We start from the raw sequence: 24,754 nt of genomic DNA, 5'->3' as shown, positions 1-24,754 counted from the left end.
ATTAACAATACAACCAGGTCGAAAGCTTTTTGGTGGGTCTTCAATGAAGATACCCTGAATAAGAAACTGGTTTGTGACAGTATAGAAGTACCATTTACTGTGCCGGAAGCACGTATACAAAAATTTAAAATTATACCTACTGTCATGTGTATTGTTAATTGTTTCTGAGGTGGTTTTCCAATGGAAGCAATTATTTGCAGCAACAGAAACAAAAGAAAGAATCAAAAATGATTGAATATCTAAAAAAGAAGGGATATGAAGTAACGTCATCAGAAGGGGAAACAGCTTAGACAGAAATCATTTAATAGCATTTATTTTAATTTGAAGCTCTTCAAAAAATTGAAATATGAAGGGGGTAGTTTGGTATTGTCTTTTTTAAGGGTTGTTTTCATACAAAAAGCTTCGGCATTCGTTATAAGGCGAGCCGAATGCCGAGTTTTTCTAATCATCCTTTTCTTTTACTTTATTATAATAGTCAACACCGAACTGGGATCCTTCCGAAACCATTTTCGAATTTTCAAGCTGGGACGGATCTTTTGATTCTATCTGATCTGGTGCACCCGCATCTTCCAGCGTAGAATCGGAATGTTCATCCTGATTGAAATTCTTGATTTTTTTGGCACTGTCTTTTACCTTTGATTTGAATTTAGTCCGTTTTTCCTCATTTCTCAATAAATATCCGGTGATTCCACCCGCTATTGCCCCTGCAGTTATAAATCGTTTTTTCATTTACCATCACCCTTTCCATCCATTTTCGTATTAATCATTGTATTCCCAACACATCCCATCGCTAAACATGCGCTTTCATTCAATTATCTATCATGTTATATTATAAAAGAAGCCTAATGACAGAGGTGAGAATATATGAAAGTACAATGTGTATTGTGCGATAAAGTAAATGAACTGGAGGATGATTCCCTTCAGGCAAAGCGATTGCGCAATCGCAGAATTTATATGTACCTATGCTCTGAATGCTACGGTCGGATTGATGATAAAACGCAAGAACGCCATGCTACAGGTAGCTTTAAGCTATATGACCCAAAGAAAAAAAACAAAGATTTGATTTAAATAACAACGCAGGCCGTCACCATCCTGGTTTAAAACGTTTTAAAACTCCCGAAACCGGGAGTTTTTTTAAGATGCCGGAACAGATTCTTCGACTAGTCTTCAAATCAGTTTGGATCTTTTTTCGCGCTTTTGCGAAAGCGAAATGACTTACATCTTCTAGCAGCATTCGTCTTCAGTATTGAGTTGTGTCCCGGCCACCTTCAGGCCTTTTTTGATTTGCGCTCACGGTGCAGCCTGAAACGGTATATGCCCAGAACAAGACAAATTACAATCAAACTATCTGTAATCGGATAACCAACCAAGCTGAATAAATTCAAAATAAGCATCCCCACAGCAAGCATCACATAAACAAAAACTGATTTTAAAAGAGGCAGTTTTTTGGCGAAACCAAGCTTATAGGCAATAGCTGAAAGAATCAGATTGATGATGTAGAATACCCAAAAAATATTTATACTATCCCTATAATGAAGGATCCATTCATATACCAGACTAAAACTATTTTCCATTTATATCCCCCGTTACTCCATTACTGCAACATGTGATTTGATTTCAACCTCGTTTTTCCTTATCTATCATACTAAATCTTTAACGGTCATGCCAGCTGAAAACCGACAATTTTTGAACAAAAAAACTGTATGTTATATACTTAATAATGGAAATTGGGGTGTATATATGAAGAAACTGGACTTGCCAATGCTGCTGTTAGCAACATTGGTTATATCAATGTTTGTACTTACCGGTATCGCGATTGCTTTTCGCAATATTTGGTTCGTGTTACTATTTATTGTGCTTGGCGTTGCATTTATGGGGTACGGATTATCGTTAAAACGAAAAAGAAAGTGACCTCATTCCGATGTCACTTTCGCCCTTTTTTCATATAGTCGTTAATAATCTGCTCCTGAATAGCCGGGTTGCAGGTTAACACTGAACTCTTTCCGAGCAGGCTGAGTTCGGCCCCGAATGCATCCGTCGTCACCCCTCCAGTTTCATTCACAATGACAATCCCGGCTGCAATATCCCAGGGAGCGAGCCCCATAGTCATATAACCATCTATTATGCCTTCAGCGACATAAGCGAACTCCAATGCTGCGGAACCAAACGTTCTTGTACCTCGAACAGTCTTCACCAACCGCTGAATGGCACTTTCTTCAACTAGACGGTTCTCACAAAGCCAAAAGTGATTTAAACCTAAAATGGAGTCATAAAGGCTCTTTTGCTCAGAAAGTAATGGTAACGGCGTTTTATTTATAAAAGCCCCTTCTCCACGCTTGGCACTGTAAAGCTTACCGGCCATCACATCATAAATAAGGCCGATTTCGCCGATCCCGTCATGATAAATGCCAACAGATATCGCAAAGTTTCGTTTCTGATGGACAAAATTCATCGTCCCATCAATGGGATCAATTATCCATACAGTACCATCGAGTGACTGCAGTTCATCACCATAGCCCTCTTCACTGATAATGAAGTGATCGGGATAAGTTTTTTTGATATGCGTCATAAAAAAATACTCTGTATCCCTGTCCATTGTGGTTACAAGATCATTCCGATCCGATTTCGTATTGATTGTCAATGGATCGTTTATTTTTTCCCTAATTGTTTTACCTGCTTCAAGAACCCATTCCTTTGCCAGTTCATAAATTTCCTCACGCAATGTAACGTTCATCTATATGCCTCCAATAGTTCAATCTGATACCATCATATCAAATTGGAGGTGAAGAATCATATTTGTATGTCATTCAGGTTATTACTATCCTTTAAAATACCTCCAACATAGTTGAACCGGCAGTATGTAGATGTGAACCTTATGATCATCTGCCGGCTAAGCCTTACAGGATAAAATCTCGACTTTTTAAAATGTCTTTACGTATCATCTCCAATGTCCATCAACTGCAGACGCAACTTTTTCAGTTTTTCCTTCGATTTAATCATTTGGACTTTATCGTTAGCCTGCATAGCATCATAAAGGGTCATGAGTTCATAATCAATTTCAATACGGATTACAGGCAATTTTTTCCGATCTATCTCTTTTCTCAGGTCTTCTATAACATATTTCATGTCACACCCAACCTTTCAGATCACTTTTGTTATCTATATGCTTCCGTGCCGTCTATTGTTCATATGGATGGAAAACGCTTACCTGGTTAATACCCTTTTTGAAAATTTTTAAACATTTATATCGAAGGTTATAGCTTGACCCGGTAGTGTTTTTTGCCTAATAATAACTGTAATCTGACAAATAATGAACGAAAGGATGATATAAATGGAATTTACAGGGTTTTTGGAACAAGATTTCAATGTTTTCACCATTGATGGCCTCAAAGAGCGGATGGAAGCAATACGGGAGACTATCCAGCCTAAATTCAAAGCAATCGGTGAAGAACTCTCCGGCGATATATCAAACATGACCGGAAATGACATGTATGTGCACATTGCACAGCACGCCAGAAGAACCAAGAACCCGCCAAATGATACATGGATGGCATTTTGTCATAACAAACGAGGTTATAAAAAGCATCCTCACTTCCAGATTGGCATGTGGGATGATCATTTGTTTATGTGGCTCGCCTATATTTATGAAATGCCACATAAGCAGGAAGTAGCCAGCTCATTTCTAAACCATTTAGATGATATTCACGAGACGCTACCGGGTAGCTATGTTATTTCACTGGATCATACCAAAAAAGATGCAGCAAGCCTTTCTGAAATTGACTTAAAGCAAGCATTAACACGTGTTCAGAATGTAAAAAAAGCCGAGTTTCTGGTCGGAAGGTACTTCAAACCGGATGACCCACGGCTCTCTAATGGTGAGGCGTTTTTAAATGAAGCCAAGCATACTTTTGAAACACTCACCCCCCTTTATAAACTTTCAATGGGTTAAACAAAAGGACCTTTCACAGTGAAAGGTCCTTTTGGTTTAGCTCATCTTAACTGTTTGCTGTTCAGTATTCCTGGCTTTTTTGACAACTGGAAAACCGGCATATCCCGATGCGTGCTCAAATTCTCTGAAATACGCTTTTTCCTCACTTTTTGCCGGAACAATTTGCTTAAACTTCCGGTATGCTGCCAATAATTTATCCCGATCCACCTGTTTTTCGTAAGCTTGCTCAACTAATGAAAAAAAATGAACGACATCTATGATCTCCTGTTTTGACCATGAATCATCCAATGGATAATGGTAGTTCATTGTTATTTCGTCACCTCTATCAAGACCATTTCCCCCAAGTATTATTTTCTTCCTGCACCTAAGAATCGATCAATTCTTTCACTGTCGGGACGCTCCGGACCCGGGCAGCACCCTGGCCATTTCCTCCCATCTTTTGAAATATACCGTACCACCCTGGACAATCGGATACTCAATATGTAGCAGTTTAGTTATTCTCGTCTCCCTTTTCATGCGTAAATTCCCTTTTTTCCTTTCTATCATATCAACCATAATCCATAATGGCCAATACAGCCTGATTGATGACAAAAGAAAAAAGCTGCAAAAATAAACAGCTTTTATATTGAAACCGCATTCATTTTTGATCGCATGAAGGACATGTTCCGTAAAGCGTTGTTACTTTTTCATCATTAAAATGCTCGATAACACCCTGGCAATCCTGACATATGATAATCCCCACTCATAACATCTCCTCTCCATTTAATGTAATAATAATTATTATAGTATGTCATAATATCCATGTCAATCTTTAATTAGTATATCATATTAATGGTTTCATGTTTTTTGTTCATTAAATAAATCCTCATTCAGCAAGGTATGTGATAAAACAGCCAGCTGTACGTGACAACTGGCTGTTTTATCATTATTCTATTGTTTTAATCAAATCAGGATCCGCCATGTCATATCCTTTATCACGCAATCCCGTTATAATGTCTGCCAGCGCTTTATTTGTCCATTCACGATCATGCATCAGCAGGTTGGCGCCCGGCTTCAACAGGCTGTTAGGAACATCCACTTCAGGCCCTTTACCTGTTACCATTGCTTCAGTTATTTTTTCGGGGTCCATGTACGGTTCAAAATAATCAAAGCCATATGTCCAATTCATCTTTACCATTCCTTCATCTTTGACAAGCTGTTTGGAAAAATCAGTATTGGCTCCATTTGGTGCCCTGAAAAATTTCGGGCGTTCCCCAATAATTTCTTCTATCTTATCGCTCACACTGACAATTTCCTTTCTTTGTTCTTCAGTCGATAAGTCAGGTAGATACGCGTGAGTGTACGTATGATTGCCTATTTCAAAGCCCATATCGTAGATTTTCTTCAGTTTTCTTTTTCCCTCGGGTGTTTCAAGAAAGTGACCGTTCACGAAAAAAATAGCCTCTGCATCCATGTCTTTTAATGTGTTTGCCATGTCTATTGAATATGTATCAGGCACATCATCAATTGTCAGCAGTACTACTTTTTCATTTGCTTGCTCCTTTAAAGGGACAATAGATGAGGTTTCTTTATCGATTTTGTAAGCTGGTTCAGAGTTTTTTTCTTTGTTCGATTCTTTTTTATCTGTCTGCCCCTTCTCTTTTGTGTTATCTCCCTGTCCGTCATGACCGGTTTCAGGAGTATCTTTCTCTGTATTCTCTGTTTGTTCGCGGTCATTATGCTGTTGAGTGTCATCTTCACCTGATGTACTGTTGGTACAGGCGGTCATGAATAATGTTATAACCAGCATAAGCCAAAGTGTATTTTTCACCGGATGCGCCTCCTTACATTTTCCAGATGTAACTATTATTATACCGTATAAAACCGAAGCTTGACTATATGTTTTTGTTTATTAACTTTACATTTGGGTATATGTATACAGTATGTTTTTGGCCGGAAAGGGCAGGATAACATTGCATTATATTAGTTGAATTGTTCTGTCTAGTATGTTTAAATACTAAACTGTGCCGATTTGACAAGCTAATATACTGACATAGAAGGGAGAAGAAAATACAAAAAAGGTCACGCAGGTTTATTATATCCGCCATAATAGCACTTATTTTCAGTATATAGGGGTGAGATATTGGTTGTTAAACGACCAAATAATAGACATAATTATAGGGAGGTTTTACTATTAATTCCAAAAAAATGACAGCCGTTTTTTGGGTGTCTCTTTCAATCGTATCTGTGTTCATTATTTGGGGAGCTTTATTTCCATCAAATGTTGAATACATATTAGGCATTGTTGACAGTTTTATCTCAGATTCCTTTGGCTGGTTTTATTTATTGGTTACAACAGGATTTGTTATACTTGCATTGTTTCTGATTTTCGGACCATATGGAAAAATCAAGCTTGGAAAACCTGACGATGAGCCGGAATATAGTTATTTTACCTGGTTTGCGTTTTTGTTCACCGCCGGTATGGGAGTTGGTCTCGTATTTTACGGTGTGACGGAACCTTTAACACATTTTTATTCACCACCTTCCGCTGAACCGGAAACGACGGCCGCTGCAGAAGAATCAATGCAGTATACCTTATTCCATTGGGGTTTCCATCCATGGGCTACATACGCGGTGCTCGCATTGACATTGGCTTATTTTAAATTCCGTCACCGGGCACCTGCTTTGATCAGTTCCGCTTTTTCGCCACTGATTGGCGATCGTTCTAAAGGTGGTTGGGGAATCGCCATTGATACACTGGCCGTTTTTGCTACCGTATTTGGTATTGCAACGTCGCTTGGGCTTGGCGCAACACAAATTACAGCCGGTTTAAGCTTTACCTTTGATGGAATCCCAAATACACTGGTGACCAATCTAATTGTCATTTTAGTTATCACCATATTATTTATGCTTTCTGCTACGACAGGCATTAATCGTGGTATCCGCTATCTGAGCTGGACAAACATAGTTCTTGCTGTTGCATTGATGCTCTTTGTATTTATTCTCGGATCTTCTGTAAAGATGGTTGAGTCGTTTACAACAACAATGGGAAATTATATACAAAACCTTCCAACCATGACATTTGGCATGAATGCATTTACGGGGGACAGAGAGTTTCTAAATTCATGGACACTCTTTTACTGGGCTTGGTGGATTGGCTGGTCGCCATTTGTTGGAACCTTTATTGCTCGGGTCTCCAGAGGACGGACTATTCGTGAATTTGTCATCGGCGTAACTGCCGTACCGGTCATATTTAGTGCTTTCTGGTTCTCTGTTTTCGGTATTGCCGGATTTGAGATGAATTCAGCTGAAGGTGGCATTATCTATCAGTTGATGAACGAAATGGGAAATGAAGTAGCTTTATTCGCATTTCTTGAGTCAACGCCTGCAGCGGCTGTTGTTATAGGGATTGCAGTACTCTTGATTACTTCCTTCTTCGTTACCTCGGCTGACTCCGGTACATTTGTGCTTGGTATGCTGACAACAGGCGGCAAATTAAATCCGAGTACGGGTGTTAAAGCTGTCTGGGGAATTATCTTAGCTGCAACTGCTGCAGTCCTATTATGGTCCGGCGGGCTTTCGGCACTTCAAATGGCTATGTTGATTGCTGCATTCCCGTTTGCGATTTTAATGATTTTTATGTGTATTTCGCTCCTCAAAGCACTGAAAAGCGAACATGGCATCTTGCAAATGGAAAGAAAGCAGCGCGAACACGATCCGGAGTTCCGGGAGAAACAACGAAAAGAACTCAGAAGAATGCGCAAAGGATTTAAGGAAACACTTCCTGACGCTGAAGATGAAAGAGAATCTTAATAAAAGAGCTGTCCGGAAAGGAGACTCCTTTCCGGACAGCTTTTTCTTGTAACGTCAGAAAATATAAAATATGGATGACCTTATAAGAAAAGCTTCGGCATTCGCTATAAGGCGAGGCGAATGCCGAGTTTTTCTTATAACGTCAGAAAATATAAATTTAGGAAGAGCTCATCGTTCATGGTAAAAAAAAGCAGTTCCACGGTTCTCTCATACCCTGCTTTTGCCGCACATTGTTTTCACAACTTTAGTCCTATAATCGCATTTTTACTGCGGATTACATGCAGATAATGAAAAAGCCACGCCCGGTTATGACGGACGTGGCTTTATTATCAGGTTTCTTTCATCCTGTTTTTCGCTTCTAATATCTACATCGTATGGATTGGCGTGCCCAGAGCTACGTCAGCAGCTTCCATGACCGTTTCACCCAAGCTTGGATGCGCATGAACAGTTAATGCAATATCTTCGGCGGTCATGCCTGCTTCAACAGCGAGACCAACTTCAGCAATAACATCACTTGCATTTGGACCTGCCACTTGTGCACCAATCACCAGACCATCTTCTTTTCTTGTGATCAGTTTTATGAAACCATCTGTATTATTCAGTGACAGCGCTCGGCCATTGGCACCAAATGGGAACTTGGAAGCTTTCACTTCATAGCCGGCATCTTTTGCTTCCTGCTCAGTATAGCCGACACTGGCAAGTTCAGGATCAGAAAAGACGACAGAAGGCATCGCGAGATAATCAATTTCCGATTTTTCGCCGCTGATCGCTTCTGCGGCTACTTTTCCTTCATAAGATGCTTTATGTGCGAGCGGCAATCCTTCAACAATGTCACCGATGGCATAAATGTTCTCGACATTGGTACGGCACTGTTTATCAATTTTAATGAGTCCTTTATCGTCTACATCAATACCTACTTGCTCAAGTCCGATTTCGTCTGTGTTTGGACGGCGTCCGACAGTGACAAGAACATAATCCGCTTCCGCCGTCTCTTCTTTGCCATCGACTTCATACGTGACTTTCACGCCATCCTCTGTTTCCTCGGCGCCTTTTGCCATTGCTTCTGTAACCACATTTACATTTTTGTTTTTCAAGCCTTTTTTAACCGGTTGTTTAAGCTGTTTCTCAAACGAGCCGAGAATTTCTTTTGTACCTTCCAGAATGGTTACGTCAGTACCGAAATTCGCATAAGCAGTACCGAGTTCAATGCCGATATAACCGCCACCGACAACAACCATTTTTTCAGGAATTTCCTGAAGATTCAAAGCGCCACTGGAGTCCAGTATACGGTCGGAAAATTTGAAGTTAGGAATTTCAATTGGTGTCGAGCCAGTCGCAATAATACAGTTATTGAATGTATACGATTGCGAATTTTTTTCGTCCATGACTCTAACCGTATGTTGGTCGACAAAGAACACTTCACCTTTGGCAATATCCACCTTATTGCCTTTCAGCAGGCTTTCAACTCCGGTTGTCAGTTTATTGACGACTTGTCCTTTCCATTCCTGGACTTTTGAGAAATCAACCGAAACATTATCAGTTGTAATTCCCAGCTCTTCATTGCCCTGAGCGGACTGTGCTTTATGTCCGGCTTCTATTAATGCTTTTGAAGGGATGCAGCCGACATTCAGGCAAACACCGCCCAGATCACCCTTATCTACAATTGTTACCTTCTGACCGGTTTGAGCAGCACGGATGGCAGCCACATAGCCGCCTGGTCCTGCTCCAACCACCAGTGTGTCTGTTTCAATTGGAAAATCTCCTACTACCATAATTTACGCCTCCATCATAATTAATTGTGGATCGTTCAACAACCGCTTGATTTGATTGAGGGCCAACTGTCCGGTTGCACCATCAACAATACGATGATCAAAGCTTAGAGATACAGCCAATACTGGCGCTGCAACAATTTCTCCGTCGCGGACAATCGGTTTTTCCTGAATGCGTCCGATTCCCAGAATAGCTGCTTCAGGGTAGTTAAGGACCGGTGTGAACCATTGTCCGCCGGCGGAACCGATATTTGTAATCGTATTGGAAGCACCTTTCATCTCTTCGGGTGACAGCTTACCACTGCGGGCTTTTTCTGCCAATTCGTTGACTTCCTGGGAGATGGTAAAAATCGATTTGCGATCCGCATCTTTGACAACCGGAACCAGCAATCCTCTGTCAGTATCTGCTGCGATACCAATGTTGTAATAATGCTTATGAATGATTTCATCAGTTTCATCATCCACAGCAGCATTTAGAATTGGATATTTTTTCGATGCAGAGATCAATGCTTTCGCCACATATGGCAGATAGGTCAATTTAATATCCTGTTCAGCTGCAACTTCCTTGAATTTCTTACGATGTGCCACAAGTTCTGTCACATCCACTTCATCCATCAGGGTGACGTGTGGTGCTTTCGTCTTGGAATTGACCATCGCTTTGGCAATTGATTTGCGGATACCACTCATTTTCTCGCGTGACTCAGGGTAGTCACCTTTTGGCGACTGTGCAGCTGCTGGTTCCTGTGTCCCCTCTGTTGCTTCAACAGGCTGTTCAGCTTGCTGATCTCCGCTCAAGTAGTTATCAACATCTTCTTTTAAGACTCGGCCATTCTTACCGGAGCCCTGTACATCCTGAATAGTCACATCGTTTTCACGGGCATATTTGCGTACTGAAGGCATGGCAATGACACGTTTATCATCAGATGTTTGAGCTTTATCCTCGGATTTTTGCTCGCTATTTTTTCCCGTGTCACTACTGTCAGACGCTGATTCTTCCGTCGTTTCTGTTGTATCTTCAGTCTTTTCGGTTTCTTGTTCGTCCGCTTCTTCTTCCTCGTCATCGGATTCATAGCCTTCCGCATCAAACGAGATTAGAGTATTCCCTACAACAGCAACTTCGCCTTCTTCTACATGGATTTTTGAGACAGTTCCTTCAACCGGTGAAGGGATTTCAACAACGGACTTGTCGTTCTGAACCTCGCACAGCACGTCGTCTTCCTGAACTTCATCGCCCTCTTTAACGAACCACTTGGCGATTTCACCTTCATGTATACCTTCACCGATATCAGGCAGTTTAAAGTTATACGCCATAATTACGACCTCCAATCATTGATTAAAAGTTGATGACTTCATTTACCTTATCGATTACATCCTTATGCGTTGGCAGCCATACTTCCTCCGCTTGTGAGAACGGATAAACAGTATCAGGTGCTGTTACGCGTAACACCGGTGCTTCAAGGTGAAGGATTGCACGTTCCTGAATTTCCGATATGACATCTGCAGCAACCCCGGCTTGGCGTTGTGCTTCCTGGATCATGACGACACGGTTGGTCTTTTTCACTGATTCAACAATTGTTTCCATATCAACCGGCGAAATGGTACGCAAGTCCACCACTTCGGCTTCAATATTATCTTTTTCCAACTCGTCTGCGGCTTTTAGTGCGGTATGCACCATTGCACCGTAGCCAATAAGTGTAACGTCCTTGCCCTCGCGCTTCACATCCGCTTTATCAAGGTCTACCGTATAATCATCATCAGGTACTTCATCACGGAATGAACGATAAAGTTTCATATGTTCCATAAAGAATACCGGGTCATTGTTGCGGATCGATGAAATCAGTAAACCTTTGGCATCATACGGAGTCGAAGGAATAACAACTCTAATACCTGGCTGCTGAGCAATGAGACCTTCCAAAGAATCCGCGTGAAGTTCAGGTGTATGCACACCGCCGCCAAAAGGCGTTCGGATAGTGATTGGCGCAGACTTGCTATCACCTGAACGATACCGCATCCGTGCTATCTGGCCGTTAATCGCATCCATTGCTTCATATGTGAAGCCGATAAATTGAATTTCCGGCACCGGGCGGAATCCCTGTAAAGCAAGCCCAAGTGCCAGGCCGCCGATTCCTGATTCGGCAAGCGGGGTGTCAAATACACGGTCTTCCCCGAACTCATCCTGTAGTCCTTCCGTAGCACGAAATACGCCGCCATTTTGACCGACATCTTCACCGAAAACAAGCACATTTTCATCATTTTTCAATTCATGATGCATTGCATCAGTGATGGCTTGAATCATCGTTTTTTGTGCCATGATTTACTTCGACTCCTTTTCTTTATATTCTTCCATTTGTTCCTGCAGATTATTTGGAAGTTCCTCATGCATGATATCAATTAAGTCGGTGACTTTTTGTTTTGGATAGTCGTCTGCCTGTTTAATAGCTTTCTTAATATCCTCTTTGGCCCCTTCAATCACCTTGTTTTCTTCATCCTCCGACCATAGATCCTTTGCTTCAAGATACTTGCGGAAACGGACAAGAGGGTCTTTTTTCTCCCACTCATCAGTCATATCTTCTGTACGGTAACGTGTCGGGTCATCACCTGCCATGGTATGCGGACCATAGCGGTATGTCATCGTCTCAATCAACGTAGGACCCTCACCGTTCACAGCACGCTCACGGGCTTTTTTAGTGGCGGCATAAACGGCAAATGCGTCCATTCCATCAACCAAATAACTTGGCACACCGGCAGCAACACCCTTTTGTGCCAACGTTTTGGCATTTGTCTGCATTTCAACAGGAACTGAAATGGCAAACTGGTTGTTCTGCACAAAGAAAATGGCGGGTGCACCATAAACTCCGGCAAAGTTTAAGCCTTCGTAAAAGTCACCTTGTGAAGTTCCGCCGTCACCGGTATATGTAACGGCCACTGCTTTTTTACCACGTTTCTTAAGTCCCAGTGCTACACCGGTTGCCTGTATAATTTGGGCCCCGATGATAATTTGCGGGCTCAAACCATTGACGCCTTCCGGGAACTGGTTGCCATGAAAATGTCCTCTGGAAAACAGAAAAGCCTGATAGAGCGGAAGTCCATGCCAGATCAGCTGCGGAACATCCCTATATGCGGGCAGAAGGAAATCATCGTCCTCCAATGCAAAATGACTTGCCAATTGAGACGCTTCCTGTCCAGCTGTTGGTGCATAGAACCCAAGACGTCCCTGACGGTTTAACGCAATTGAACGCTGGTCAAGCACACGTGTGTAAACCATCCGGCGCATCAGTTCCTTCAGATCATCGTCTGAAAGGTCGGGATCCCAATCCTTATTTACGATTTCACCATTCTCATCAAGAACCTGGAACATTTCGAACTGACTTTCAATATTTTCAAGTACGTCTTTCAAAATGGTCACCTCTTCCTTTCTGATTAACTATTTATATTCTTATCCAGTCTTCCTGAAATATGAAAAAACTGCACCCATTTGCTTTAAACCGTGTTCCCTTTTTTTATGAATAATAATCCAAGCGCGAACCGGACAGCTAAACTGTTACATTTTAAAAGCAAAATTCATTGGTACAATTTTTAATCCAGTTTAAAGTTTAGCCTACTTATGTTCATTTGGTCAATTGTTTTGTTTCAAATTTTTTATTTTTTCACAGGGGTGACAGCGGTTTCACCATTTTCGGATCAACACTATGATCTTCTGTTATAATAACTCAATTAAACTGTATCATTAAGTATGTGCCGAACCAAATAGTTATCAGAATCAGCACTTTGGTTATGATACGTATAGCGTTCTTGAACAAGCATGGGGAGCCTGCCATCTCTCCTTTAAAAATCCACCCCTTAGAAAAAATCGGCATTCGCCTCGTCTTATAGCGAATGCCGAAGCTTTTCTTATAAGGTCATCCATCATTTATACTTTCTGACGTTATAAAAAAGAATCAGATGACTTATTCACCTGATTCCTCTTTTTGATCTGATTCGTTTTTCTTATCTGATTCGTTTGATCCGTCCTTATTGTTTTGCTTTTCCTTCTGTGTATCTTCATCATATTCCACTTCGATTCCAGCTGCTTTATAAAATTTCTGTTTTAAAGTATTGTATTCGGTAGTCAGTTTATTGAATGTTTTATTTGTATCAATTACTTTCTGATAACTTTCATTCAGTTTTGAAATATGATTGGAAACTTTCTCTTGTTCTAAATCTTCCTTCTTTAGCATTTTATATAATTCCTCTTCTAGCTTAAGCGAATCAGAATATGCGTTATGCAGTTTATCATAAGCGCCATATCGATCCATCATGGCTTGATACATATCATCCGCTTTCTTGCGGACTTCCTCTTCCTCCAAGTTACCAACCATATCGTCAATATTGGTGAACTCTTTTTTGGACGCATCGATACTTTCTTTTTCCGAATTGATTTTTTCTTTTCGCGTTTCGATATTATCGAGCGCCTTATCAGAGAGCTTTTTAATTTTATCGAATTCTTCCATGCTCAAATCAATAACTTGACTGTATATTTCTTGTTCTTCCTGCTCCAATTCAACGATTGGATCCTGCTGTTTTTCAAAAGACTGTTCAAGTTCTACTGCTTTTTCCAAATGATTATAGATTTTTTCCGACGTTGATGCACCCGTACAGCCAGATAGAATGATCATCAGAATTAACAAGCCAAAAAATAAGGACTTTTTCGGTACCATTATGCTTTCCCCCTCCAACTCTTCTGCAGAAATTCTATCACAGTATAACATATCATTGAAAAAATCGGTTTATTTTTCACGATTTTTGCGAAGACCTATAGCAAATTTTTAATACTTGAAAACATATGTATGTTAAAATACGTTTGTGTCGCATGTTATGGACAGTTATCTGCCCAAAATAACGGCCGGCTACCCGTTAATGTCAGTTCCTGTTCAACTGAGATTCAGCGGGGGAAAACACCCTGCTGAATGACGATTCACTTTATGATAAATCTAGGGAGTGTCAGATAATGATTACTATGGATGATATTGTCCGGGAAGGACATCCATCATTACGTAAAAAAGCATTGGAAGTACCTATTCCTCCTTCCGATGAAGACATACAGCTGTTAAACAACATGCTGACGTTTATCAAAAACAGCCAGGATGAAAAACTGGCAGAAGAATACAACTTGAGACCCGGTGTCGGTTTGGCTGCCCCGCAACTTGGAAAGGATAAGCGTATGTGTGCCGTTCATTTTGAGGATTCAAAAGGAAAACTTTACAGTTATGGCCTTATAAATCCTAAAATAGTCAGTCATTCAGTTGAACAGGCATATCTCTCAACCGGAGAAGGCTGTCTTTCGGTCGATCGGGATGTGGAAGGCTATGTCCCCCGAAGTGCGCGAATCACTGTTAAGGCCATTGGGCTGAGTGGCGGCGAACTGAAATTACGATTGCGGGATTATGCCGCTATTGTTGTGCAGCATGAAATTGATCATTTAAACGGCGTGATGTTTTATGACCATATTAATTCGGAAAACCCATTCGGTGTTCCGGAAAATTCTAAATCAATCAGCTGATTATGGTGCAGGAATCTATAATCTTAGATTCCTGCATAATTTTATTTTATAAGCCAACACTAACGCTTAATAGCTTACGTTGAAGAGATCCGCAACTAAAAAAACACACCTTTTTTTAAACAAATGCAGTGTTTTTATTTCAAAATAACGCCAATCGTATTATACTATAGTTAAGAGGGATTGGATCGGCGAACGTTTTATCACTTTTCTTTAACAATTTGAAAGGAGATGCTTAACACATGTTGAAGCGCCTGCGAGAAAAGTTGAGAAAACGCTTAAAAGATTTTCTGGGCAAAGGACGTGTACCTACAACCTTTAAGAAGGATTACTCTGAATAAACCAACCACGCCGGAAAAATAAAGGGCGATTCATTTTGCTGTTTAAAATCAGTAAAATCAATGATGCCGGACGGGCCTGTATGTGAGTCCATCTACAAGGCGGTCCGGTTATCAGCTATTTTGAGACGATTATGTTATACCCGATTGAACAGGCATACGGAACGAAATATGTTTAACCAAGAAGAATCGAAGTGTTAGGAGAGATTATCAAATGATTTTTAAAGTGTTATATCAGGAACTTCCTGAAGAAATACCTGTGCGCGAACGAACAAAAAGCCTTTATATCGAAGGTGAATCCGAAAGAGATGTAAGAAATAAGCTTTCCGGCTACAACTATAACATCGAATATATCCAAATATTGGATGATGCACATTTGGCGTATGAGCAAAAATCCGAGCATTTTAAACTGGAGACCGTTTGACAGCATGAAGTTTGTTAAAAATGATCAGACAGCGATCTTTGCGTTAGGCGGACTCGGTGAAATTGGGAAAAACACGTATGGTATCCAGTTCCAGGATGAAATTATTCTTGTCGATGCCGGCATTAAATTCCCGGAAGACGAATTACTTGGAATTGATTACGTTATTCCTGATTACACTTACCTGACACAAAACCAGGATAAAATTAAAGGATTATTCATAACGCACGGACACGAGGATCACATCGGAGGGATTCCCTATCTGCTGCGTGAAATAAATGTGCCTATCTATGCCGGAAAACTTGCACTTGGTCTAATTCGAAACAAATTAGAGGAACACGGCCTTCTGCGGAATGCGAAACTGAATACAATTCAAGAGGATGATGTAATAAAATTCCGTAAGACGTCGGTGTCTTTTTTTAGAACAACCCACAGTATTCCTGATTCATATGGTATAGTCGTCAAAACACCACCAGGAAACATCGTTCATACGGGTGATTTCAAGTTTGATTTCACGCCTGTGGGCGATCCTGCGAACTTAACCAAAATGGCTGAAATCGGCAAAGAAGGCGTGCTTTGTCTACTTTCAGACAGTACAAACAGTGAAGTACCAGGGTTCACAATGTCCGAACGGGTAGTCGGAGAAAATATCAATGACATTTTCAGTAAAGTTGACGGTCGATTGATTTTCGCTACGTTTGCCTCGAATATCTATCGTCTGCAGCAGGTGGTTGAAGCTGCCGTCAAACATGATCGCAAAATAGCTGTATTTGGACGCAGTATGGAATCTTCCATTCGTATCGGTCAGGAGCTGGGATACATTCGTGCACCAAAAGATACGTTCATTGAAGCGAACCAGATCGGCCGTCTTCCTGCACACAAAGTAACCATTCTTTGTACAGGATCCCAAGGTGAACCGATGGCAGCATTATCACGAATCGCAAATGGTACACATCGTCAAATACAGATTATTCCTGGTGACACGGTTGTGTTTTCATCATCGCCAATCCCCGGAAATACGGTGAGCGTCAGCCGGACAATTAATAAATTGTATCGTGCCGGAGCAGAAGTAATCCATGGTCCATTAAGTGATATTCACACATCAGGACATGGCAGTCAGGATGAACAAAAATTGATGCTCAGGCTTATGAAGCCGAAATATTTCATGCCGATCCATGGTGAATACCGTATGCTGAAAGAGCACCTTAAACTGGGTGAAGCATGCGGAATAGAGCCGGCCAATTCGTTTATAATGGATAACGGGGATGTCCTAGCGCTGGGCAATGATAATGCCATGATTGCTGGAAAAATCCCGTCAGGTTCTATCTATGTGGATGGAAAAGGTATTGGCGACATAGGCAATATTGTGCTGCGCGACCGCCGTATTTTGTCCGAAGAAGGCTTGGTCATGGTTGTCGTCAGTATCAATATGAAAGAATTCAAAATTGCATCAGGTCCCGATATCATCTCCCGCGGATTTGTTTACATGCGCGAATCAGAAGACCTGATCAATGAAGCCCAGAAACTCGTTTCAAAACATCTGGATAAAGTGATGGAGCGCAGAACCAGTCAATGGTCTGAAATTAAAAATGAAATAACCGATACAATTGCACCATTCCTCTTTGAAAAAACAAAACGCAGACCAATGATTCTGCCAATCATTATGGAAGTCTAAAATATTAAAAATGCGGCATTCGCCTCGTCTTATAGCGAATGCCGAAGTTTTTTAAACGGTCATCCAAAATTTATACTTTCTGACGTTAAAATAAAAACAGCGGCATGAGAAATGAAAATCATGCCGCTGTTTTTATTTTTATTGATTGTTGCAGTAAGATGTTAACATTACCTGTCTATGACAAGATGTTTTTCGAATCGGGATAGATCTTTATCCGCTCCGATCACAATAAGGATGTCATCTCCTTTAATCACTTCATCGGCTGCCGGTGACACGTTAATATCCTTGCCCTGTTTAATGGCTACGACGTTACAGCCATATTCCGCGCGAATATCCAAATCAATCAGTGTTTTGCCGCTCATCTTACTTCCCGCCTTAACTTCTGCGATACTGTAATCATCAGAAAGTTCCAGGTAATCAAGTATATTACTGGAGATAATATTATGGGCAATCCGTTTTCCCATATCCCGCTCAGGATGGACAACCTGATTGGCGCCAATCCGATTTAAGATTTTTTCATGATAATCATTTTGCGCTTTCACCGTGATCATTTTAATGTTCAAGTCTGTCAGGACCACTGTGGTTAATATACTCGCCTGGATGTTATCACCAATTGCAACAATCACATGATCGATGTTCCTAATTCCCAGTTCTTTTAATGTCGCTTCATCTGTAGAATCAGCAATCACTGCATGCGAGGCAATATTTTTAAATTCATTTATTTTATCCTCATCTGAATCGATGGCCAGCACCTGCATCCCTTCTGAACTGAGTTCTTTGCAAATGCTCCCGCCGAACCGGCCTAAACCAATTACTGCATAATCCCGTTTCATTGCCTTTCCCCCATACTCCAATGTATTTGCTCATAGTCTACCATACCATAAGAATTCTAACATCATTGCATAATATGTTAACCGTTTTGCTACAAATTTTTCATTCGGTTGTCACAGTTGAGTATGTATTTTCGTTATAATGATTTATACTAGGGCTATAAGGAAAACTACGCAAGCTATTTTCTGGCTTGATCCTTTTGTTCTAACGTCAGAAAGTATAAACCATGGGTAACCTTATAGGAAAATGCCGACACGCGCTATAAGACGAGGTTGACGCCGGTTTTTTTCCAATAGTTGACGATAGACTTGTGAAATATTTAACAGCAATTTAGGGAGGATAAGCAATGGAATTAGATACAGTCCTGATCAGCAGATTGCTTACTGCCATGACACTTGGTTTCCATATTATTTTTGCTACCTTGGGTGTAGGCGTTCCGCTGATGATTTCGGCTGCCGAGTTCATCGGAATTAAAAGAAAGGATCCGCATTATCGCCTTCTCGCAAGGCGCTGGACCCGAGGGTTTATCATTAGTGTGGCAGTCGGTGTCGTGACTGGAACCGCCATAGGGCTGCAATTGTCACTGGTATGGCCGAATTTTATGCAGATGGCCGGGAACGTCATCAGCCTGCCTTTGTTTATGGAAGTATTTGCGTTTTTCTTTGAAGCCATCTTCCTGGGTATCTACCTATATACGTGGGACCGATTTAAAAATGAGTATATCCATTGGTTATTCTCTCTACCCATTATCATTGGCGGTGGATTTTCAGCAGTGTTTATAACAATTGTCAATGCGTTTATGAATACGCCAGACGGGTTTGAAGTGGAAAATGGAGCATTTGCAGCTGTCAATCCGATTGGGGCTATGCTGAACCCGGCAACCCCAACAAAGGTGTTCCACGTACTAAGCACAGCTTATTTGACATGTGCAGCTATTCTTGCTGCTATAACAGCCTTCCTGATTCTAAAAAAGAAGGCAACGGACTATTATAAAAAAGCGTTGAAATTGACACTTGCATTAACATTTGTATTTGGTGTCCTGACAGTGATAACAGGCGATACGTCAGCTAAGTTTCTTGCAGCACACCAGCCGGAAAAACTGGCTGCAGCAGAATGGCACTTTGAAACCGAGGAAGGAGCAGATCTGATCCTGTTCGGATGGCTCAATGATGCTCACGAAACAATCGGTGAGATTCGCATACCCAAATTCTTAAGTTTCCTTGCGCATGGCGATTTTAATGCCGAAGTAACGGGACTGGAAGAAACGCCTGAGGAAATGTGGCCGCCACTCTGGGTGCATTATATGTTTGATCTGATGGTAACCATTGGTTTTGTGTTACCCGCTATTGCCTTGCTTTATTTCATTCTAAAGAAAATGAAAAACCGTCAAGAGCATAATAAAGGAATGCTGTCTCTTATTGCACTGAGCGGACCGCTGGCATTGGCCGCAATTGAATTCGGATGGATTTATGCCGAAGAAGGAAGGCAGCCATGGATTATACGGGGATATATGACAGTAGAGGAAGCTGCCACCTCTTCCCCGTATATCGGGCTGATGTTTATCCTTTTCCTTGCCTTGTATATATTGCTAGGGACATTGTTTGTCATCACATTGCGCAAGATATTTCGGGACAACCCTGCCGAAGAGGAATTGGAAAAACATTATCCATCTGTCAAAAAGGGGGATGAATCATGAGCTATGAAATAATCGGTATTTCTGTATTATGGATATTCCTCTACGGTTACCTGATTGTAGCATCCATTGATTTTGGCGCCGGATTCTTCGCATTTTACGCTAAAATCACGAAGCAGGATCACGTAGTTAATCAATTAATTGCCCGATATTTATCACCTGTATGGGAAGTGACAAACGTCTTTTTTGTTTTCTTCTTTGTCGGTATTGTCGGCTTTTTCCCGGAATCTGCTTATTACTATGGCTCGGCATTATTAGTACCAGGCAGCATCGCTATCATTTTGCTGGCAATCCGGGGGTCATTCTACGCATTTGAGAATTATGGGTCCAAACAAAGTACGGTTTATACGTTTTTATACGGAGCAACGGGGCTTTTGATTCCAGCCTCCTTATCAGTCGCCTTAACAATGTCTGAAGGTGGATTTATTACGGAAGAAAACGGCGTGGTCTCATTGCAGTATTTGAAATTATTCACGAGTCCGTTATCTTGGAGCATTGTTGCATTAGCGATTGTCTCGGTATTATTTATCAGCGCGACTTTCTTGTCGTTTTATGCGGCACGCGCCCAGGATGAGCCGGCATTAAAGCTGGTGCGTCATTTCGCATTATTTTGGAGCACACCGTCCATCATTGCCGCTTTGACGACATTTATCTTTTTAAGTCAGCACAATCCAGGGCATTATGAAAATATGCTGGATTTATGGTGGATGTTGGGTTTGTCAGTCGGATTTTTCATGATTGCCTCATGGCTGCTGTATATGGGCAAATATTACGGAATCGCATTTGTAAGCATTATGCTGCAGTACTTTTTCGCCTTTTTTGGGTATGGCATCGGACACTATCCGTATATACTTGACCCACTTATTTCCATTCATGAAGGTGCCACGCACGAATCGATGGGAATAGCGCTAATCATTGCGTTCATAGGCGGTTTATTGCTGCTGGTTCCATCATTGATATTATTGATGAAATTGTTTTTGTTTAACGCTGACTATGTTAAAGGTAAAAAATAAGTGATAGCAGAATCCATCCTGGAGGATTGAGAAGCAATGGACAGCTTAAGAAATATAGCATTCAGATATAAATGGTCAATTTTTTCTCTGTTTATACTGTCTGTCATAGCAGCTGTGTCAGTGATCCTGCAAGCGTATTTTCTCGTAGCGATTGTCGATCGGATATTCTTGCAGCAACAAGGGATGACTGAGATTATGTGGATGATGCTTGGATTATTATCTGTCCTTATGCTCCGAACAGCGGCATCTTATGTAAACGGACGGATTGGCATCAGAATGGCAGCAAACGTGAAAGGAGCATACCGAAAAGCGCTGCTGCGTAAATTTGCAAAGGCACCGATTAAACAGTCGCTTGAAGGTCAATCAGGTGGTAAAGTAAGTGTCATGTTGGAAGCTGTTGATGAAATAGATAGTTATTTTAGTGACTATATTCCGCAGCTGATCAAAACATCAATTATACCGCTTATTATTTTAGTCATTGTTTTCACGCAACATGTTAACACGGGGTTGATTATGATCATTACTGCCCCATTCATTCCGATTTTTATGGTGATTATCGGCTTGCAGACAAAAAATAAGTCCGAAGAACAACAGGAAAAACTGTCCGCCTTTTCCGGCAGCTTTCTTGATACACTCCAGGGCCTCACAACCCTTAAACTATATGGCCGGGCAAAGAAGCAGGCGGATACCATCCGTGGCAGTAGCTTAGGCTTTCGGGATGCTACAATGGAGATACTGAAAATCGCTTTTATGTCCTCATTTATGCTGGAACTGATTTCAATGCTCAGTATAGGAATTGTTGCACTTGAGCTCGCTATCCAACTCATTATTTACGAACAAATATCCTTCTTTACAGCTTTCTTCCTGCTTGTACTTGCGCCTGAATTCTACACCTTGCTGAAAGAACTTGGCAGTGCATTTCATAGCGGCCGGGGCAGCATGGGAGCAGCAAGGAAGATAACGGAGGAATTAGGCCGGACCGAGCAGCAGGTTCACTGGGGTGAAAAACACTTAACCGCAGACGAGATGCCTACAGTTATCGGTCTTGATCATATCAGCTTTAAATATGGTGAGGATCAATTTTCATTATATGACATAACGACAGATATTCCGCCGTATGGCCAGATTGCCATTGCCGGTCGGAGCGGTTCCGGGAAAACAACACTACTGCACCTGATTGCCGGCCTTCTCCCCCTTTCAAATGGAAAAATCACCGTCGCGGATGTGCCATTATCACATTACGTTGAGAACGATTGGTTTGGCCATTTAAGTTATATTTCACAACAACCGTATGTTTTTTCAGGGACGATTGCAGAAAACATTGCCATTGGCGGTGATTCCCATGCTTCCCGCCAAGACATCGTACATGCTGCTGAACAGGCTGAAATAGACGGTCTGATCCAAACACTGGATAAAGGATATGATACACCGGTCGGAGAGGCAGGTCGCGGGCTTTCAGGCGGCGAAATGCAGCGCCTGGCTCTGGCCAGAGCATTCTTGAAACAGCCTGCCGTTATTCTATTCGATGAACCAACAACAGGACTGGACCTTGAAACTGAGCGCATCCTGCAATCATCTATGAAACAATTGGCAAAAGATGCAACAGTGATTACAGTTGCACATCGCCTTCATACAATCAAGCATGCTGATAACATTTTATTTCTGGAAAACGGCAGGTTGGTGGCTGAAGGAACCCACAGCGAACTGATGAAAACGACACCTGCATATCAAAAAATGGTATCTGTACAGCGGGGAGTGAAGACTGAATGAAAGATCTGGCCGTCATCGTCAAATTAACAATGACAGAGAAAAAGGACATCCTCTATTCGATTATTTTCGGATTTTTAGCAGGAATAACAGCAGTCGGACTTTTCGCAGCAAGTGGTTACCTTATTTCAAAATCGGCTTTGATCCCTCCCTTTTATACGTTAATTATACTGACATCAGCTGTCAAATTACTCGGGATCACCAAAGCATTTGCCCGATATGCTGAACGATACTTTTCCCATCGAGCGACATTTACGATTTTAAGTAATTTACGCGTCTCCTTTTTTAATAAACTCGAACCATTAGCACCCGGCATTTTTCATAAATACAGAAGTGGTGACCTTTTGGCACGGATTGTCGGGGACGTTGAGACACTGCAAAACTTCTTCTTGCGTGTCTTCTATCCCCCGATCGTCTTAGGACTGGTATTTATCAGTACGATTTTGTTTACAATGTTCTTTTCCGTTTATATAGCACTCGTGCTAGTTGCAGGACTGGTATTAACCGTTTTTATTATTCCGGGATATTTTGCGTTCAGACAGCGAAAAATCGACTATGATTTACGGCAAAAAAGAGGAGATTTTTCAACCGAGGTAACCGAATTTCTGCATGGCTTCCGAGATTTGAAAATATACCAGAAGATTGATGAGAAAAAACAAACGTTAACACAATCTTCTGAGGCGTATATTGATCAACAGAAACATGAGAATAGCAATAAATTGTATAGCCAGTCTGTCAACTCGTTTGTGTCACTGATTATTTCCTGGCTTGTGCTCGGTTTAGGTGCTTACCTAGTCACTGAAGGTAATCTGGAAGGAATCTTATTGGCAATGCTTGTGATGATTTCGCTCACTGTTTTTGAAGACGCTGCTCCAATGGCGGCTTTTCCTGTTCATTTTCAGGACAGTAAACGGGCGGCTAATCGCCTGTTCGAAGCCGTTAATCAGGAAAATGATTCGAACAACACAGATGGGAAACAGACAATAAATGACACTCAGGGTCTCACGATAGATATGAAAGCTGTTTCATTCTCATTTCCGGATGAATCAAATCAGACACTGAAAAATCTTAACCTGGTACTGCCCGCGGGTTCCAGAACAGCGATTGTCGGACCAAGCGGTTCCGGAAAATCAACCCTTCTGAACATGCTATTAAAAATGAACGTTCATAATAAAGGCGAGATCCGGATGAACGGACAGTCAATCGACGATATAAGCCAAGAATCGATTTGGAAAAACACCAATGTCGTCCTGCAGGAAAATCATTTTTTCTTTGGTACGATCAGGGATAATCTTCTGATTGCTGATGATCGGCTGACCGATCAGGAAATGACCGAAGCACTGGCGAGAATGGAGCTTGCCTACATCTCGCTGGATGATGACGTTTATGAAAAGGGCGAGAATCTTTCCGGCGGTGAAAAGCAGCGCCTGGCAATTGCAAGAGCAATGCTTAAAAATGCAAATCTTTGGCTGTTGGATGAGCCAACATCATCAGTCGATGCATTGACTGAGAAAGTAATCTATGATCATCTCTTCACACAAACAGAAAATGAAACCTTTGTGATTGTCAGTCACCGCCTCACGAATCTGGAAACAATGGATCAAATCATCGTCATGAATCAGGGAACAATTATCGAATCGGGAACATTTGACAAACTGATGAAACAAAAAGGCTACCTATACGAAATGAAACAGATTGAGAAAGATTTGCTGTGAATCAGACCCTTTCTAGAAGCTGAAGATCCCATAGGAAGCGGTCTTTGTTTCCGAGGAAGGTGAAGCGTTGCCCGCGGAAAGCGACTGCCCGCAGCGGAAATCAAACTTTCTATGTCGCAGTTTATATCCTTAGAAAAACCGGGCAAAGTGCGGCCCGGTCTTTTTTCTATCTTCGTTAGAGAAAATCCGATAATTTATATTCCTGTCCATGTACGCCATTATAATACGTTGGATACATTTCCCCTCCACACATTT

The 24,754-nt window shown here is 41.4% G+C and carries 24 protein-coding genes; 11 read left to right on the top strand and 13 right to left on the bottom strand.

What is annotated here, in order from left to right; all coding sequences use genetic code 11:
* Nucleotides 1-441 precede the first annotated feature (441 nt).
* Nucleotides 442-729 carry a YbyB family protein gene (locus IEW67_RS14260; protein ID WP_188633757.1) on the bottom strand — a complete coding sequence of 96 codons (288 nt, stop codon included), beginning with the start codon at nt 727-729 and terminating at the stop codon, nt 442-444.
* A 135-nt stretch (nt 730-864) separates the two neighbouring features.
* On the opposite strand from IEW67_RS14260, the gene IEW67_RS14255 reads away from it, so the two are divergent.
* Entirely contained in the window at nt 865-1,068 is a 204-nt protein-coding gene (locus tag IEW67_RS14255; protein ID WP_188633756.1) for a YlaI family protein, read from the top strand.
* 200 nt (nt 1,069-1,268) lie between these two features.
* Here IEW67_RS14255 and IEW67_RS14250 read toward each other — a convergent pair whose 3' ends face one another.
* Nucleotides 1,269-1,574: a YlaH-like family protein gene (locus IEW67_RS14250; RefSeq protein WP_188633755.1), complete on the bottom strand. Its 306-nt coding sequence runs from the start codon at nt 1,572-1,574 to the stop codon at nt 1,269-1,271.
* A 166-nt stretch (nt 1,575-1,740) separates the two neighbouring features.
* On the opposite strand from IEW67_RS14250, the gene IEW67_RS14245 reads away from it, so the two are divergent.
* Nucleotides 1,741-1,911, top strand: a complete 171-nt coding sequence (locus IEW67_RS14245) for a DUF5325 family protein (protein WP_188633754.1) — start codon at nt 1,741-1,743, stop codon at nt 1,909-1,911.
* A 13-nt stretch (nt 1,912-1,924) separates the two neighbouring features.
* On the opposite strand, the gene IEW67_RS14240 is transcribed toward IEW67_RS14245, so the two are convergent.
* Together IEW67_RS14240 and IEW67_RS14235 are read right to left on the bottom strand one after the other, a co-directional pair.
* A complete protein-coding gene (locus IEW67_RS14240; protein WP_188633753.1) occupies nt 1,925-2,734 on the bottom strand; it encodes an inositol monophosphatase family protein in 810 nt (269 codons plus the stop codon).
* A gap of 197 nt (nt 2,735-2,931) precedes the next feature.
* Nucleotides 2,932-3,126 carry a YkzI domain-containing protein gene (locus IEW67_RS14235; RefSeq protein ID WP_188633752.1) on the bottom strand — a complete coding sequence of 65 codons (195 nt, stop codon included), beginning with the start codon at nt 3,124-3,126 and terminating at the stop codon, nt 2,932-2,934.
* A 205-nt stretch (nt 3,127-3,331) separates the two neighbouring features.
* On the opposite strand from IEW67_RS14235, the gene IEW67_RS14230 reads away from it, so the two are divergent.
* Nucleotides 3,332-3,949: a YktB family protein gene (locus IEW67_RS14230; protein WP_188633751.1), complete on the top strand. Its 618-nt coding sequence runs from the start codon at nt 3,332-3,334 to the stop codon at nt 3,947-3,949.
* Between the two features lie 36 nt (nt 3,950-3,985).
* Here the strand turns inward: IEW67_RS14230 and IEW67_RS14225 are convergent, their stop codons facing one another.
* From IEW67_RS14225 to IEW67_RS14215, 3 genes are all read right to left on the bottom strand, one after another.
* A complete protein-coding gene (locus tag IEW67_RS14225) occupies nt 3,986-4,255 on the bottom strand; it encodes a UPF0223 family protein (RefSeq protein WP_188633750.1) in 270 nt (89 codons plus the stop codon).
* A 331-nt stretch (nt 4,256-4,586) separates the two neighbouring features.
* Nucleotides 4,587-4,691, bottom strand: a complete 105-nt coding sequence (locus tag IEW67_RS14220; RefSeq protein ID WP_188633749.1) for a GapA-binding peptide SR1P — start codon at nt 4,689-4,691, stop codon at nt 4,587-4,589.
* A gap of 183 nt (nt 4,692-4,874) precedes the next feature.
* Nucleotides 4,875-5,759 carry a polysaccharide deacetylase family protein gene (locus IEW67_RS14215; protein ID WP_229671861.1) on the bottom strand — a complete coding sequence of 295 codons (885 nt, stop codon included), beginning with the start codon at nt 5,757-5,759 and terminating at the stop codon, nt 4,875-4,877.
* Between the two features lie 377 nt (nt 5,760-6,136).
* Here IEW67_RS14215 and IEW67_RS14210 point away from each other — a divergent pair, with 377 nt between their 5' ends.
* Nucleotides 6,137-7,741, top strand: coding sequence for a BCCT family transporter (locus tag IEW67_RS14210; RefSeq protein WP_188633748.1), 1,605 nt, complete (start codon nt 6,137-6,139; stop codon nt 7,739-7,741).
* Between the two features lie 365 nt (nt 7,742-8,106).
* Here IEW67_RS14210 and lpdA read toward each other — a convergent pair whose 3' ends face one another.
* The 5 genes from lpdA to IEW67_RS14185 all read right to left on the bottom strand — a co-directional run bounded on the left by lpdA (nt 8,107) and on the right by IEW67_RS14185 (nt 14,207).
* Nucleotides 8,107-9,513, bottom strand: coding sequence for a dihydrolipoyl dehydrogenase (gene lpdA / locus IEW67_RS14205; protein WP_188633747.1), 1,407 nt, complete (start codon nt 9,511-9,513; stop codon nt 8,107-8,109).
* Nucleotides 9,514-9,516: 3 nt separating this feature from the next.
* Complete coding sequence (locus IEW67_RS14200) at nt 9,517-10,821, bottom strand: dihydrolipoamide acetyltransferase family protein (protein ID WP_188633746.1); 1,305 nt, start codon at nt 10,819-10,821, stop codon at nt 9,517-9,519.
* A gap of 22 nt (nt 10,822-10,843) precedes the next feature.
* Nucleotides 10,844-11,821, bottom strand: a complete 978-nt coding sequence (locus IEW67_RS14195; RefSeq protein ID WP_188633745.1) for an alpha-ketoacid dehydrogenase subunit beta — start codon at nt 11,819-11,821, stop codon at nt 10,844-10,846.
* A 3-nt stretch (nt 11,822-11,824) separates the two neighbouring features.
* Nucleotides 11,825-12,907, bottom strand: coding sequence for a pyruvate dehydrogenase (acetyl-transferring) E1 component subunit alpha (pdhA, locus tag IEW67_RS14190; RefSeq protein WP_188633744.1), 1,083 nt, complete (start codon nt 12,905-12,907; stop codon nt 11,825-11,827).
* Between the two features lie 550 nt (nt 12,908-13,457).
* Complete coding sequence (locus IEW67_RS14185) at nt 13,458-14,207, bottom strand: YkyA family protein (protein WP_188633743.1); 750 nt, start codon at nt 14,205-14,207, stop codon at nt 13,458-13,460.
* Between the two features lie 290 nt (nt 14,208-14,497).
* On the opposite strand from IEW67_RS14185, the gene def reads away from it, so the two are divergent.
* The 3 genes from def to rnjA all read left to right on the top strand — a co-directional run bounded on the left by def (nt 14,498) and on the right by rnjA (nt 17,480).
* Nucleotides 14,498-15,049, top strand: coding sequence for a peptide deformylase (gene def / locus IEW67_RS14180; RefSeq protein ID WP_188633742.1), 552 nt, complete (start codon nt 14,498-14,500; stop codon nt 15,047-15,049).
* A 549-nt stretch (nt 15,050-15,598) separates the two neighbouring features.
* A complete protein-coding gene (locus IEW67_RS14175) occupies nt 15,599-15,808 on the top strand; it encodes a DNA-dependent RNA polymerase subunit epsilon (protein ID WP_188633741.1) in 210 nt (69 codons plus the stop codon).
* Between the two features lie 4 nt (nt 15,809-15,812).
* Nucleotides 15,813-17,480, top strand: a complete 1,668-nt coding sequence (gene rnjA / locus IEW67_RS14170; RefSeq protein WP_188633740.1) for a ribonuclease J1 — start codon at nt 15,813-15,815, stop codon at nt 17,478-17,480.
* A 167-nt stretch (nt 17,481-17,647) separates the two neighbouring features.
* Here rnjA and IEW67_RS14165 read toward each other — a convergent pair whose 3' ends face one another.
* The gene (locus IEW67_RS14165; RefSeq protein WP_188633739.1) at nt 17,648-18,313 is read right to left on the bottom strand and encodes a potassium channel family protein; all 666 of its coding nucleotides are present in this window, start codon (nt 18,311-18,313) and stop codon (nt 17,648-17,650) included.
* 344 nt (nt 18,314-18,657) lie between these two features.
* Between IEW67_RS14165 and IEW67_RS14160 the strand changes: the two genes are divergently transcribed.
* The 4 genes from IEW67_RS14160 to cydC are packed head-to-tail and all read left to right on the top strand — an operon-like array spanning nt 18,658 to nt 24,499.
* Nucleotides 18,658-20,007, top strand: a complete 1,350-nt coding sequence (locus IEW67_RS14160; RefSeq protein ID WP_188633738.1) for a cytochrome ubiquinol oxidase subunit I — start codon at nt 18,658-18,660, stop codon at nt 20,005-20,007.
* Nucleotides 20,004-21,017 (top strand): cytochrome d ubiquinol oxidase subunit II, encoded by a 1,014-nt coding sequence (locus tag IEW67_RS14155; RefSeq protein ID WP_188633737.1) that lies wholly within the window; start codon nt 20,004-20,006, stop codon nt 21,015-21,017. The genes IEW67_RS14160 and IEW67_RS14155 overlap by 4 nt, the downstream gene beginning before the upstream one ends.
* Before the next feature lie 36 nt (nt 21,018-21,053).
* Nucleotides 21,054-22,787: a thiol reductant ABC exporter subunit CydD gene (cydD, locus tag IEW67_RS14150; RefSeq protein WP_188633736.1), complete on the top strand. Its 1,734-nt coding sequence runs from the start codon at nt 21,054-21,056 to the stop codon at nt 22,785-22,787.
* Nucleotides 22,784-24,499, top strand: coding sequence for a thiol reductant ABC exporter subunit CydC (cydC, locus tag IEW67_RS14145; RefSeq protein WP_188633735.1), 1,716 nt, complete (start codon nt 22,784-22,786; stop codon nt 24,497-24,499). The genes cydD and cydC overlap by 4 nt, the downstream gene beginning before the upstream one ends.
* The last annotated feature ends 255 nt before the right edge of the window (nt 24,500-24,754 follow it).

It is taken from the genome of Lentibacillus kapialis (genome assembly GCF_014646635.1).
Taxonomy (GTDB): Bacteria; Bacillota; Bacilli; order Bacillales; family Amphibacillaceae; genus Lentibacillus; species Lentibacillus kapialis.
This window is presented reverse-complemented; position numbering and strand designations above follow the sequence as displayed.